Genomic DNA, 13,646 nt, shown 5'->3' on the forward strand with positions numbered 1-13,646 from the left:
ACCACACCCCACCGACCTGCCACGCCCTCCGCCGGCCCGGCACCGACCGCGCCGGCCCACGACAGACCACGAGAGAGGCCCGAACCATGACCGAGTGGAAGCCTGAAACGTACGGCCCCCGCTGGAAGAACGTGTACGACCACATCGACTGGCCGGAGCCCGAGGGCGCCGTCGAGTTCCTCGCCAAGCGCGTGGGCGGCGGCCGGGCACTCGAACTCGCCATCGGGACCGGCCGGGTCGCCCTCCCCCTCGCGCAGCGCGGCGTGCCGCTCGACGGGCTCGACGCCTCCCCGGAGATCGTCGACGTGATGCGCACCAAGCCCGGCGGCGAGTCCATCGAGGTGTCCATCGGCAACATCGCCGACTTCACCTCCGAGCGCCGCTACTCCCTCATCTTCCTGCTGCTCAACTCGCTGTACGCGCTGCAGACGCAGGAAGAGCAGATCCAGTGCTTCGAGTCGGTGGCGGCCCACCTGGAGCCCGGCGGACTGTTCGTCGTGGAGACGTTCGTCCCCGACCCGACGCGCTTCCGCTTCAACGGCCGCGCCCACGTGTACGACGTCGGGCTCGACCACGTGCGCATCGAGGCCGACACCTTCGACCGGGCCACCCAGCACATCAAGGAGAACCACATCGAGATCCGGGAGGACGGCATCAAGCTCTACCCGGCCTTCCTGCGCTACACGTGGCCCTCGGAGCTCGACCTCATGGCCAGGATCGCCGGACTGGAGCTCAGCGAGCGCTGGGGCGACTGGGGCAACGTCCCCTACGACACCCACTCGGAGAACCACATCGGCGTCTACCGCAAGGCGAGCTGACAGCGTGCCGGACGAAGTGACGCCCGCCGTCCTGACTCCGGCGGTGGCCGACGCCCGATGCGATCCCGGGCTGCCACCGGCCGGGCCCCGCACCGGGCGTCCCCATCCGGTGGCGGCCCTCGTGGACCGGATCGGGGACCTGTTCACACCCCTCGGCTTCGACGTCGTCGACCTGCCCCTGCTGGAATCGGCCGGCGACAACTTCGACGTGCTCGGCTACCCGCAGGACCACCCGACCCGGACCCGCCTGAGCTTCTTCCCCGCACCGGACCTGGTCCTGCGCACCCACGCGACCTCCGGCGGCCCGCAGGCCATGCGGGCCGCCGCCCCCGGTCCGCTGCGGACCCTGCTCGTGGGCACCTGCTTCCGCAACGAACTCTCCTCTCCCTACTCCGGCTCCCAGTTCACCCAGATCGACGGACTGGTGGTCCAGCCGGGCACGGGCCTGCCGGACCTCATGGGGCTCTTCGACCGGCTGGTGTCCGGCCTGTTCGGACGGGGACACCCGTGGCGCGTGCGGCGCGGCGACTATCCCTTCGCCTCACCGGGATTCGCCGTGGAGGTCGCCTGCCCGCGCTGCGGCCCCGGCTGCGAGGAGTGCGAGGGACGCGGGCACGTCGAGATCGGCGCCGGCGGCATGCTCCGTGACGACGTGCTCACCGCTGGGGGCTACGACCCGGACCGGGTCGTGGGGCTGAGCTTCGGCTGCTCCGTCGAGCGCCTGATGAGGCTCACCCACGGGCTGACCGACATCCGGGAACTGCTGGTCAACGACCCGCGCCTGCTGGAGCAGTTCGATCACGCCTGCCTGCCGGTCGGGCCGTCGGAGAAAGGAACCGACCGACCGTGAGAATCCCCCTGGCCTGGCTGGAACAGGAGTGCGGCGGCGACGTCGACCGCGCCGCGCTGCTCGACGGTCTCCACGAGAGCGGCGCACGCGCCGTCCTGGACGCCGACCGCGCGGTGGAGGTCGAGCCACCGCCCGCGCTCGCCCACCTCGGATCCGTACGCGGCCTGGCAGCCGAAGTCCGCGCGCGGGGCGGCCGTGCGCCGCTCGCCCCGCTCGAACTGTCGCGCCTGCCGAACGGACTCGCGCTCACCGCCGAAGGAAACGTCCCGGGCCGGGTGGCGGCAGCCGTCGTCCGACTGCCGCACGCGGTCCGGCTCCCCGACGCGGCAGCGGACCGGCTGCGCGCTGCGGGCGTACCGCTCACCGGGACGGTGGCCGACCTGGCGGCGTACGTCGGGCTCGAAACGGGCCAGCCCCTCGGCGCGGCCGACGCCCGGGCACTGGACCTCACCGGCCTGCGACTGCGGACCGCGGAGCCGGCCGCACCCGCTGCCGGCGACGGCCCCCGCACGCCCCCCGGCAGCTGGGTGCTGTCCGCGGGCGAACGGACGGTGGCCGCGCTGGGACGCGACGCTCCGCCGAGCGCCGTTTCCGCAGACGGCCGCGCGACGCTGGTGTGGGCCTGGTGGCTCGACCCGAGGGCCGCGCACGCCGCGCCCGGGACCGGTCCGGAGCCGGACACGCACGCACCGCCCGCCGTACGCGGACACGACCCGGAGTCCTGCGACCGCGCGGTGGCCCGCCTGGCCCGGCTCGTCACCGAGTGGGCGGGCGGAACCGTCACGGCGGCCGGCCGCGCCGGCGCGGCGGCACCCGCCCCGCGCGTCCTGCACCCGGACCCCGGCGAACTGCGCCGGCTGGTCGACCCGGACCTCGACCTCGCGACCCTGACCTCCCTGCTGACCGCGGGCGGCACGGCGGTCGAGCCCCGCCCGGAGGGCGGCCCGCTGCACGTCACGGTGGACGCCCGGCGCCCGGACCTGGACGGTGTCCCCGCGCTCGCCGGTGAGGTGGCCCGCATCCGGGGGTACCGGACGGTGCCGTGCCGGCTGCCGCCTTCCACCGCGGGCCCGTGGCCGGACCCGGCGCGCCTCCTGCGGCGCGGCCTCGCCGACGCCGCCCTGCGGCGGGGGCTGCAACAGGTGCTCTCCCCAGTGCTGTTGCGACCCTCGGAGCCCCTCACCGCGGTCGCCGCGCCACCGGGGGCCGAGCCCGTCACCGTGCACGGGCGGGCCGGGCTGCGCGAGATGCGGGTGCGCGGCTCCCTGCTGCCGGGCCTCCTCGGCAGCGCCGACCGGTCCCTGCGGCACACCGGAGCGGCCCACCTGTTCGAACTCGGCCAGGTCCCGCTGTCCGCCGCGTACGGCGACGAGTCCTGGCGGTTCGCCGCCGTCCTGAGCGGAGCCGCCGCACCCGCCTCGTTGGTCGAACCCCGGCCGCGGGCCGTGGGCTTCGCCGACCTGAGCGGCCTCTTGCGGACCTTGACCGGCGCGGCGGGGCAGGAGGCCCCGGAGCTGACCCCGCGGCCGTACGCGGACTTCGCGGCGGACGCCTCCTTCGCCGTCCGGGTGCAGGGCACCACGGTGGGCCGGGCGGGGCTGCTGTCCGAGGAGGCCGCGGCCCTGCTCGACGCGGCTGGGGAGCGGGTGTTCTGTGCCGAGCTGGACCTCGGCGCGCTGGGCGGCCTCACACCGGTCCCGGCGGCCGTGCGGCTGCCGGAGCCGCTGCCGCTGCCCGCGTTCAACGTGAGCGTCGTCGTGCCCGAGGCGGTGTCGGCCGCGGAGGTCCTGCGGGTGGTCGCCGAGGCCGGCGACACCGAGAGCCGGCTCGTCGCGGTGAAGGACCTGCTGCAGGGCGGGAGGGTGCCCGCCGGGCACCTCTCGCTCACCGTACGGGCGGAGTTCGTCGCCACGGACGGCGGCCCCCTCCGGGCGGAGGGGCGCCGCCGCCGGGAAACGGTGCTGCGGGCGCTCGCCGGCCGGGGGTGGAGCGGGCGATGAGGCACGAGGACACCCCGGGCCGCGAGAGCGCCGAGGAGGTGGTCGAGCGTTTCACCACCTGGCTGCGGGCCGACGAGTTCACCTGCCTGGGAGCACGGGCGGCGCTTCACCGCGGAGAGCTGGTGACCGGTGTCTACGGGGCTCTGGGCGACCAGGAGAGCCTGCACCGACTCCGCACGGACCTGCAAGGGTTCCTCACCGGCCGACTGTCGGAGCCCGGACGCTTCCACTCCTTCGCCGCGATCTTCGCCGGGTCCGATCCGGCGGACGAGGAGGAGTTCGAGCGCTTGCTGTGGCAGCAGTTGAGCGCACTCCACGCGATCGACCGCGCCGAGAACCCGTGGGCCCCCGACATCTCGGACGATCCGTGCAGCCCCCGTTTCGGGTTCAGCTTCGGCGGCCATCCGTTCTTCGTCATAGGCCTGCACCGACGTGCTTCGCGCATCTCGCGGCGCTTCGCCCTGCCGGCTCTGATCTTCAACTGCCACCGGCAGTTCGCCGAGCTGAAGCGCACCGGCGTCTACCAGGGGATGCAGACGAAGATACGCGGCAAGGAAGTGGCGCTGCAGGGTGATGTGAACCCCATGCTCGCCGAGCACGGCACGGTCTCCGAAGCCCGGCAGTACTCCGGGCGCGCGGTCCCGCCGCAGTGGAAGTGCCCGTTCGACCGGCCCGACTGACCGGCCCGACTGACCGGCCCGACTCACCGGCCGCCGACGGCGGGTGGCGCCCCTCGCACATCCGCCGGGTCGGAAGGAAACCCCGAGCCCGGGAATTCCGTCTTACGCGGATGCCACGGACAAGCGCGATTGTTCGTGCAGCTGCGAGGGGAGACACAAGAATGGCCGCAGGGTTCCGTTTCGAGGTACTGGGCAGGGTGCGTGCCTACCGGGGTGAGGTCGAGCTGCCGGTGGGTCCACCCCAGCAGCAGGCCCTCCTGTGCCTATTGCTCCTGCGCGCCAACCGGCACGTCTCCATGACGCAGATCGTCGAGGCGCTGTGGGCGCAGACGCCGCCGAGCCGGGCCGTCTCCACCGTCCGCACGTACGTCTGGCGGCTGCGCAAGCTGCTCGAACCGGAAGGGGACTCACCGACCGTTCTGGAACTGGCCGGCGACGGGTACCGGCTGGCCCTGTGCGACGAGGCGCTGGACCTGCGCCGGGCCGACGTGATGGCGGCCGAGGCCGCGCGGGCATCGGCCCGCGACCGGATGCCGCAGGCCGAGCGGTTACTGGCGAGCGCATTGAGCCTGTGGCAGGGGGAACCGCTGAGCGGCGTGCCCGGCCCGTTCGCGGAGCGTCAGCGCTCCCGGCTGGACGAGATGAGGCTGGCCCTCCTGGAGAAGCGCTTCGACCTGGCCCTGGACATGGGCCACCACCGCGCCGCCGTACCGGACCTGGTGGAACTCACCGAGGAGCACCCCCTGCGGGAGCGCCCCTACGGACTGCTGATGCGAGCGCTGTACGGGGCCGGCCGCCAGGCCGACGCCCTGGCGCTGTTCAACCGGGTGCGGGACCTGCTCGTCGTGGAGCAGGGCATCGAGCCGGGCCCGGAACTGTCCGAGGTGCACCGGCGGATCCTGGTCGGTGATCCCGCGCTGGCCGGACCCGCCCCGGCGCACGCCGCCGCGCATCCGGGGTGGGGCGCCGACACCGGCGCCGACACCGGCTCCGACACCAACACCGGATCCGGCTCCGGCTCCGACACCGGCGCCGACACCGGCGCCGAAACGCGGGCGGAGCCGGAGGGCGACATCGCCACGGAGCGGGAGCCGTCGCCGCCGGAGCGGCCCGCGTCGGCGCCCGCGCCAGCCGCACGGCCGGTGCCCGCCCAGCTCCCGTACGACGCGCCGGACTTCGTCGGGCGCAGCGAGGAGGTCGACGCCTGGTACGCCGTGCTGACCGAACCGGTGCGCAGGACCCCGGTCGTGCTGGCCGCCGCCGGAATGGGGGGCGTCGGCAAGACCTCCGTCGCCCTGCACGTCGCGCACCGGGCCCGCGCCCACTACCCGGACGGGCAGCTGTACGTCGATCTGCGCGGCGGCGGGAGCGACCCGGCGGAACCGGGCTACGTCCTGGCCGGCTTCCTGGCCTCGCTGGGAGTGCCCGAGGATGAGGTGCCCGACGGGGTCGAGGACCGCTGCCGGCTCTTCCGCTCGGTCGTCGACGGACGGCGGCTGCTGATCATGCTCGACAACGCCCGGGACGCCGCCCAGGTGAGGGGGCTGATCCCGGGGTCGTCCAGCTGCGCGGTCATCCTCACGAGCCGGTCGCCCCTGTTCGACCTGCCGCTGACGGCGCAGCTGCTGCTGAAGCCGTTCCGCACCGACGAGGCCCTGGCCCTGCTCGGTGCGATCATCGGGCGGGACCGGCTGGCCGTGGAGCACGGGGACGCCCTGGAGCTGATCGAGGCCTGCGGTCACCTGCCGCTCGCGGTGCGGATCGTGGCGACCCGGCTCTCGGCGCGGCCGGGCTGGACGGTGGCGACGCTGGCCGCGCGGCTGGCGGACGAACATCGGCGCCTCGCCGAACTGCGGGTCGGCGCAATGGCCATCGACGCCGCCTTCGAACTCGGCTATGAGCAGCTCACGACCGAGCAGGCACGGGCGTTCCGACTGGTGGCCCTGGCCGGTACGGCCCGCATCGGCATCCCCGCGGCGGCCGCCGTGATCGGTGTCGACGACTGCACGGCGGAGACCCTGCTGGAATCGCTGACCGATGCCGCGATGCTGGAGTCGGCCACACCGGGGCGCTACGGCTACCACGACCTCGTACGGGTCTACGCCCGCCAGCAGGCCGTCTCCCACGATCCCGAGGAGGCGGCGGAGGCCCTGGGCCGGCTGTTGGACTTCCTGCTCGCGACGGCCGCCAGCGCCTACCTGCACGCGGTCCCCGGAGATCCGGTGGCCGACGTGTTCGGCCCCCTGAGGTCGCGGGGCCTCGACTTCCCGGACGTGCACGCCGGCCGTGCCTGGGTGGCGGCCGAGGTCGACGGCCTGGTCGCCGCCGCGCTCAGCGCCGTCGCCCCGGGCGTGCCGGACACGGGGCAGGAGCGGCTGGGCAACGCGGTGGACCTGCTGCTGGCGGTCAGCCCCTTCACCCACGCCGTCTGGGACGACCGGATGGCGCCGGTGGCGCTGGCGCTCGCGGAGGCCGCGGAACGGACCGGCTGCCGGCGGAGCGTGGGGCGGGCGCGGGTGCTGTGCGGCGGCATAGCACTGCGCGCCGGCAGGGTCGCCGAAGCGGGGCTGCACGCCGGGCTGGCCGCCGAGGCGGCTCGGGCGGCGGGGGACATCTATGCCCTGCGCCAGGCCCTCAACGACCGCGGTCTGGTGGCGCAGTTCCTGCGCCACTTCGAGGAGGCGGCCGTCTGGTACGACGAGGCGATCGCCCTGGCGCACACCCTGGGCCACCGCTCGGGCGCGGCGGTGACGACTGTCAACGCGGCACTGGCCCGCGTGCGCAGCGGACGCCCCGAGGAGGCCCTTGCCTCCTGCGAGTCGGCCCTGGTGCTGATGCGGGAACTGGATGACAACGTTGTCGCCGCATATGCCCTGTATGTGAGCGCCCTGGCCCTGCACGAACTGGGCCGGTACGAGGAGGCGGTGGCCCGTTACGGCGAGGCCCTGACCGTGTGTCGTGCGACCGGGCTGCGGGAGCGGGAGGCCCAGGCGCTCTACCGGCTGGCGGAGACCCTGCGCGCCTCGGGGCGGCATCAGGAGGCGGTGCAGCACGCGGCCTCGGCGATCGCCCGCTGCGAGGAGGCGTGCTCGGAGCGGGACCTGGCGCAGGCGCTGGTCGTCATGGGGCGGACGCTGGCCGATCTGGGGGAGGGGGTCCGGGCCAGGGAGCACCTCGAGCGGGCCCGCGGCGTCTTCACGCGCCTGGGGCTGCCCGATGCGGCGGACGTGGCGAAGCTGCTGGCCGGGCTGGGCGAGGTGCCTTCGCGGAACGGGAGCAGGCTGGTCGACGGCCGCTCGTGACGTGAGCCGGAGGCCGCCCGGGCACGGGGGGTCGTTGCCCGGGCGGCCTCCGGTCCGCCGTGGCTCAGCTCGTGATGGCCGTGGGCTGGAACCTGGAACCGGTGTTGTTGATGTCTTCCGTGGTCATCTCCCCGGTGTCCTCACCGGCCACGGAGGTGTGCACACCACCCGCCGTCGGGGCGGGCGGCTGGCCGGCGGCGCCCAGAGCGGTCGCGGCGAGCAGTGCCAGGCAGAGCGCGGTACAGGTGCGGAAGAGCTTCGACATGAGGTGGTTCTCCTTGACTGTCACCACCGGTGGTCTGCCGGCGGTGTGGAGCGGGTGATACGCGACTGTCGACGGGGTTCGTCAGCAGCAGAGGGGGATGTCGTCGCTGGTCGGGCCGCCGGCCACACGGGTCAGGGCGTCGCCGAACTGCGGTGCGGGCACGGTGGCGAGGGGGACGGAGAGCAGAGTCAGCAGCAGTGCCATCGCCAGTACCCGGGCGGGACGGCGACGGAGCGGGTCGGTGACCGGTCGGCCGTACGGAGCTGCACCGGCGGGGAGGCGGGGTACGTGCGGCATGCGGTGCGTCTCTCTCGTCGGGGAGGAAAGCCGGTGTGCGGCGCCGGGGACGGCGACCGCCGTCCCCCCTTCTTCGCCGTCTCCTCCGACCTTAGGCGTCGGTGATCAACGACCGATCTATCGATCGATCTACGGCTCCGCCGCCCGCTCCTCCTGCTCAGCCCGCCCGGCGCCCGGCGGCCCGGTCAGGCCGGCCCGTGGTCCCCGGGGCGCCGGCCGGGGACAGGGAGGATCCGCCCGCCGTCGGGAGGAGGCTGCTGCGCTGGCCGAGGCACCGCAGGCTCTGGCGGTAGGCCCAGACGGCGCGCTCGGCGCGTCCGGAGCGCTCCAGGAGTTCCCCGAGGTCGTTCCAGGCGGAAGCCGCCTGCCGGTCCGCCTCGGACGCCTCCAGCAGCAGCGCGGCGCGCTCGCTGCCCTCCTCGGCCGCCGCGGTGTCACCGAGTTGCAGCTGGGAGCCCGCCAGCACCAGGAGGGTGCGCGCCGTTTCCAGCCGGTGTCCGGTGCCGAGGAGTTCGAGGGAGCGGCGCGCGTGCTGCTCCGCCTCGCGGGGGTTGCCCTCCAGCAGGCAGGCCCGGGCCAGCGCGGTCTCGCAGTACGCCATGTCCACCGTGCTGCCGTGGCTGGCCAGGTTCTCGGCGCTGCGCGTCAGCTGTGACTTGGCCTCCGCGATGTCGGCGGTCTCCGACTGCATAAGCACCGACGCGTAGGCGTTGCGCAGCCGCGACAGCGCACGGGCGTCGTCCCCCTCGGAGTAGATGGCCAGGGCGCGTTCCAGCAGCAGGAGGGCGTCGGCGGAGGCTCCGCTGCGGTGTGCCACCGCTCCGGCGTTCCAGTACGCGGCTCCCAGGGCCTTGCGGTCCTTGATGCCCTCGGCCTCCTCGATGGCGGTGCGCGCCAGGAAGGCGGCGCGGTGCAGGTCGCCGCGTTCGCAGTACAGACCGACGAGCGTGGCCAGCAGTTCGACGCCCAGCACGGTCGAGGTGAGCCGCAGCTGCCGGGCCTCCTCCAGGGTGGTGGTGGCCAGGTCGATCGCATGGGCCAGGTCGCCCGTCTCGCGGTAGCAGCGGCACAGGGCCACCGCCACCGTGAGCCGCGGGACCAGGGACTGCCCGTAGCCGGCGTGGTCCAGCAGGGCTTGATAGCGGTCGGTGGCCTCCTCCAGCCGGCCGGCGTGCTCCAGGGCCTGGGCCACGCCGTACTCGGCGGTCAGCCGGATGCCCTCCTGCCCCGCCCGGGCGGCCTTGTCGCGGACGGCGGTGTAGGTCGCGAGCGCGGTTTCGGGGTCGCCGTTGCGCAGGCTGATCTCCGCGTAGCGCAGGTCAGTCTGGGGGATGTCGTGGCGTTCGGGCGCCAGGAGTTCCAGCAGGTGCTCGGGACCGCAGCCCAGGCGGGCGGCGATCTGCTCCAGCACTTCCGGGGACGGGGTCCGCTTGCCCGCCTCCAGCAGGGAGATGTAGCTCGCCGAGAGGTTGTCGCCGGCCAGGTCCATCTGTGACAGTCCCGCTTCACGGCGCAACCGACGGATCCGTGACCCCAGAGTCTGCGATTCCGTCATGGCGATTTCCCCTTGCGTGAGACCGGCGGCGTACAGCGGGTGTGAATATGCAGTGAATATACTCGGTCAATGCCGGACCGGGCCAGGGCTCGCGTGCATTCCCGGTGGGCGCGTCCGTCGACTCGGCGGCCGGCCGGCCTGCGGCCCCCCAGATGTCGCGGCTGCTCCGCGGAACCGTCCTCCCTGCCCGGGCGGGTGCGGGGGGAGGGCGGGCACGTCGGTAAAGGGGATACGCCCGGAGTCTCGCTGCGTGAGTCAAGTGATTCTGTCAATAATGCCGCAAAATGGTCAGCCTCGACGTAGGGCCCCGAGCGCCGGTGGATATACGGAAACGTCGAAGTGACGTAACCAGAATTATTGACTCCACTCGGAAATCGTTTCGCATTTGCGGTGACGGGGCCGCTTCGAACCGGAGACGGTGCGGACGGCCGCTCCGGTTGCGGCTGTCCGGCGGCCGGACCGGGCAGTCCACCGGTGCCTTCCGGCCGCGCGACGGAGGGGTGGCAAGCGGGGCCGGCAGGAGGCACACGAGCCTTTTCGACGCGTACGACCAGCTCCGGCGCCTGAGGGAGCACAACCCGGACGTGGACCGGCTGATCCACGCGGCGGTCACGCGGGCGCGATCCCGTCGGACGCCCAAGCCCCGCACGACGGCCTTCACCTCCGCATGATCAGGGACGGCGAGGCCGCGCCGGAGGGCATCAACGCCCCGCACCGGGCCGTGCCCCCGTCCGCCCCCACCGGCTCCCCCCGGAACGCCGCGCCGCTGCGTCGCGGGCCCGCGCAGCCCCCGGGACCGCCGCCCGCGGGGCCGCCCGGAAGCGCGCACCGCGCTCCGCGCACGGACCGTTCGAACCGTCGCCGCACCGGGCGGACCCGGTGGAGGTGATCGAGGGGCAGTCCGCCACCCGGGTCCAGGAGCTGGTGCCGATCCGCTACGGCCGGATGGCGGAGTCACCGTTCCGCTTCTACCGGGGCGCCGCGGCGATCACGGCCGGCGACCTGGCGGTCGCACCCGACTCGGGCATCCGGGTCCAGCTCTGCGGCGACGCCCATCTGCTGAACTTCCGGCTGCTAGGGCCCCCGTGGCGCAACCTGCTGTTCGACATCAACGACTTCGACGAGACGCTGCCCGGACCGTGGGAATGGGACGTCAAACGGCTCGCGACCAGCCTCGTCATCGCGGGGCGCGAGAACGGCTTCTCCGACCGGGAGCGCGCGGAGATCGCACGGTCGGCGGTGCGCGCCTACCGCGAGCAGATGCGCGCCTTCGCCGGGATGGGCAACCTCGACGTCTGGTACGCCCGGGTCGACGAGGCGCAGTTCCAGGCGCCGGCGGAGGGCGCACTGCACACCCGCGGGCGCAAGAACGTGTCCGAGGCGCTGCACAAGGCGCGCGGCCGCGACAGCCGGCAGGCGTTCGAGAAGCTCACCGAGGTCGTCGGCGGCCACCGCCGCTTCGCCGCGGTCCCGCAGCTGATCACGCCGGTCTCCCAGCTGATGCCGGACCAGGAGCGCAACGCGCTCGACGGGCAGATCCGGTCCCTGGTGGAGCGGTACGGGCGCAGCCTCCAGACGGACCGCAGGCACCTGCTGCGGCAGTACACCGTCGTGGACATGGCCCGCAAGGTGGTGGGCGTCGGGAGCGTCGGCATGCGCTGCCGGGTCGTGCTGCTGCTCGGCCGCGACGGGCAGGACCCGCTGATCCTGCAGGCCAAGGAGGCGAGTGACTCCGTGCTCGCCGCGCACGCCGGAGCCAGTGCGTACGCCACCCGCCCGGCCCCGCCGAGGTGGCCCCCCGCCGCACGGAGCATGCCGCGTGGCCGCGGTGGCACACCCCGCCCGGCCAGCGGTGGCACGCGCCGCCCGGCCAGCGGTGGCACGCGCCGCCCGGCCAGCGGTGGCACGCGCCGCGCCGGCTGCGGCCGACTGGCCCTCGAGGGGCGCGCTTTCGGGTGACACCACCGCTCGGCGCCGGGCGCGTCCCCGCCGGCGTACCCGAGCATCTCAGGCGGCCGGTCATGTTCCGGTCATGATCAGCCGGGGCGCACGGCGCCCCGGAACCGGGCAGCCGCTGGGAGATCACGTGCACGTCCTGCTCGTCGCGAGCGCGTTCAACAGCCTTACCCAGCGGGTCCACGCCGAACTGCGCGACCACGGCCACAGCGTGGCGGTCGAGCTCGCCCTGCCCCACGTCTCCCTGACCGAGGCCGTCGACCGCCATCAGCCCGACCTGGTCCTCGCGCCGATGCTGCGCACGGCCGTCCCCGAGGAGGTGTGGGCCGCCCGTACCTGCCTGATCGTCCACCCCGGCCCGCTCGGCGACCGCGGACCCTCCTCCCTCGACTGGGCCGTGCGCGACCGGGCCGCCAGCTGGGGCGTCACCGTCCTCCAGGCCGAGGCGGAGATGGACGCCGGACCCGTCTGGGCCACGGCCGACTGCCCCGTCCCGCCGGTCGGCAAGAGCGACCTGTACCGCGGTGAGATCGCCGACGCCGCGCTGCGGGCCGTCCTGCTCGCCGTCGGCCGGTTCGCCTCCGGCGCGTACGTCCCGCGGCCGCAGGCCACCGGCATCGCGCGCCCCGCGATGCGCCAGGACAGCCGCCGCATCGACTGGGAGGCCGACTCCACCGAGCGGGTGCTGGGCGCGCTGCGGGCCGCCGACTCGCAGCCCGGCGTACGGGACGAACTGCTCGGCGCCGAGTGGCACCTGCACGGCGGCCACCCCGAGGACCGGCTGCGCGGCCGCCCCGGGGAGCTGCTCGCCACCCGGGCGGGCGCGATCTGCCGGGCCACCGCCGACGGAGCCGTCTGGATCCCCGAGCTCCGGGCCCCCCGCATCCCGGGCGGGCCCGCCACTCCCCGACTCCCCGCCACGACGGTCCTCGCCGACCGGCTGCCCCCGCTGCCCGAGCACCCGGCGCCGTTCCCCACCGACCCGCGGCGCCGCACCTGGTCCGACATCGGCTACCGCGAGGAGGGGGCGACCGGCTTCCTGTCGTTCTCGTTCCCCGGCGGCGCGATGAGCACCGCGCACTGCCGGCGCCTGCTGGACGCCTACCGGGCCGCCTGCGCCCGCCCCACCTCGGTCCTCGTCCTCGGCGGCGGCCGCGACTTCTTCTCCAACGGCATCCACCTCGGCGTCATCGATTCGGCCGCCGACCCGGCCGCGGAGTCCTGGGCCAACATCAACGCCATCGACGACCTGGTCGAAGCCGTCCTCACCACCACCGACCGGCTCGTCGTCGCCGCCCTCGGGGGGAACGCCGCCGCCGGCGGGGCCATGCTCGCCCTCGCGGCCGACGAGGTCTGGTGCCGCTCCGGCGCGGTCCTGAACCCGCACTACCGCCTCATGGGCCTGACCGGCTCCGAGTTCTGGACGTACACCCTGCCCCGCCGCGTCGGCACCGGCGTCGCCGAGCGCCTCACCACCGAGGCGCTGCCGCTGAGCGCGGAGGCCGCGCTGCGGCTCGGCCTGGTCGACCGTACGGTCCCGTGCGCCCCGGGGGCCTTCGCCGCGGAGACGGCGCTGCTCGCGTCCCGCCTGGCGGCGTTCCCCGCCACGCCCGCCCGGATCGCGGCGAAGAAGGCCCGGCGCGAGCGCGACGAGGCGGACCGGCCGCTCGCCGCCTACCGCGCGGCGGAGCTGGCCCCGATGCGCGCGACCTTCGACGATCCCGCCGCCCCGTACCACGCCCTGCGCCGGGCCTTCGTGCGCAAGGAGACCCCGGCCGGCACCCCGCCCCACCTCGCGCGGGCCGTGCCGGGACGGCACACGGCGCCGCTGCCCTCCCGGGGGCGGCCGTTCACCGCAATGGCCGTACATGACGAGGCACGGGAGACGCCGGGCTGTTAGCAAGAAAGGTGAGGCCGAACGCG

Annotated in this window: 9 protein-coding genes and 1 pseudogene; 7 read left to right on the forward strand and 3 right to left on the reverse strand. The window is 74.4% G+C overall.

Features of this window, described 5'->3' with window-relative positions:
- Window positions 1-86 precede the first annotated feature (86 nt).
- The 5 genes from OTB16_RS08560 to OTB16_RS08580 all read left to right on the forward strand — a co-directional run bounded on the left by OTB16_RS08560 (window position 87) and on the right by OTB16_RS08580 (window position 7,650).
- Entirely contained in the window at window positions 87-818 is a 732-nt protein-coding gene (locus tag OTB16_RS08560; protein WP_267719364.1) for a class I SAM-dependent DNA methyltransferase, read from the forward strand.
- A 4-nt stretch (window positions 819-822) separates the two neighbouring features.
- Complete coding sequence (locus OTB16_RS08565) at window positions 823-1,668, forward strand: tRNA ligase subunit PheS family protein (protein ID WP_267719365.1); 846 nt, start codon at window positions 823-825, stop codon at window positions 1,666-1,668.
- On the forward strand, window positions 1,665-3,668 hold the full coding sequence (locus OTB16_RS08570; RefSeq protein ID WP_267719366.1) for a hypothetical protein: 2,004 nt from the start codon (window positions 1,665-1,667) through the stop codon (window positions 3,666-3,668). Before OTB16_RS08565 ends, OTB16_RS08570 begins: the two co-directional genes overlap by 4 nt.
- The gene (gntA, locus tag OTB16_RS08575) at window positions 3,665-4,348 is read left to right on the forward strand and encodes a guanitoxin biosynthesis heme-dependent pre-guanitoxin N-hydroxylase GntA (protein WP_267719367.1); all 684 of its coding nucleotides are present in this window, start codon (window positions 3,665-3,667) and stop codon (window positions 4,346-4,348) included. The genes OTB16_RS08570 and gntA overlap by 4 nt, the downstream gene beginning before the upstream one ends.
- A 161-nt stretch (window positions 4,349-4,509) precedes the next feature.
- Window positions 4,510-7,650, forward strand: coding sequence for an AfsR/SARP family transcriptional regulator (locus OTB16_RS08580; protein WP_267719368.1), 3,141 nt, complete (start codon window positions 4,510-4,512; stop codon window positions 7,648-7,650).
- 64 nt (window positions 7,651-7,714) lie between these two features.
- On the opposite strand, the gene OTB16_RS08585 is transcribed toward OTB16_RS08580, so the two are convergent.
- The 3 genes from OTB16_RS08585 to OTB16_RS08595 all read right to left on the reverse strand — a co-directional run bounded on the left by OTB16_RS08585 (window position 7,715) and on the right by OTB16_RS08595 (window position 9,767).
- Window positions 7,715-7,915, reverse strand: coding sequence for a hypothetical protein (locus OTB16_RS08585; RefSeq protein WP_267719369.1), 201 nt, complete (start codon window positions 7,913-7,915; stop codon window positions 7,715-7,717).
- Between the two features lie 81 nt (window positions 7,916-7,996).
- Window positions 7,997-8,212: a hypothetical protein gene (locus OTB16_RS08590; protein ID WP_267719370.1), complete on the reverse strand. Its 216-nt coding sequence runs from the start codon at window positions 8,210-8,212 to the stop codon at window positions 7,997-7,999.
- A gap of 157 nt (window positions 8,213-8,369) precedes the next feature.
- Window positions 8,370-9,767 carry a helix-turn-helix domain-containing protein gene (locus OTB16_RS08595; protein WP_267719371.1) on the reverse strand — a complete coding sequence of 466 codons (1,398 nt, stop codon included), beginning with the start codon at window positions 9,765-9,767 and terminating at the stop codon, window positions 8,370-8,372.
- Window positions 9,768-10,511: 744 nt separating this feature from the next.
- On the opposite strand from OTB16_RS08595, the pseudogene OTB16_RS08600 reads away from it, so the two are divergent.
- A pseudogene (locus OTB16_RS08600) lies at window positions 10,512-11,540 on the forward strand (DUF2252 domain-containing protein); the annotation flags it as partial.
- A gap of 313 nt (window positions 11,541-11,853) precedes the next feature.
- A complete protein-coding gene (locus tag OTB16_RS08605) occupies window positions 11,854-13,623 on the forward strand; it encodes an enoyl-CoA hydratase-related protein (RefSeq protein WP_267719624.1) in 1,770 nt (589 codons plus the stop codon).
- Window positions 13,624-13,646 lie beyond the last annotated feature (23 nt).

Origin of the sequence: Streptomyces antarcticus (genome assembly GCF_026627255.1) — a bacterium.
GTDB lineage: Bacteria > Actinomycetota > Actinomycetes > Streptomycetales > Streptomycetaceae > Streptomyces > Streptomyces antarcticus.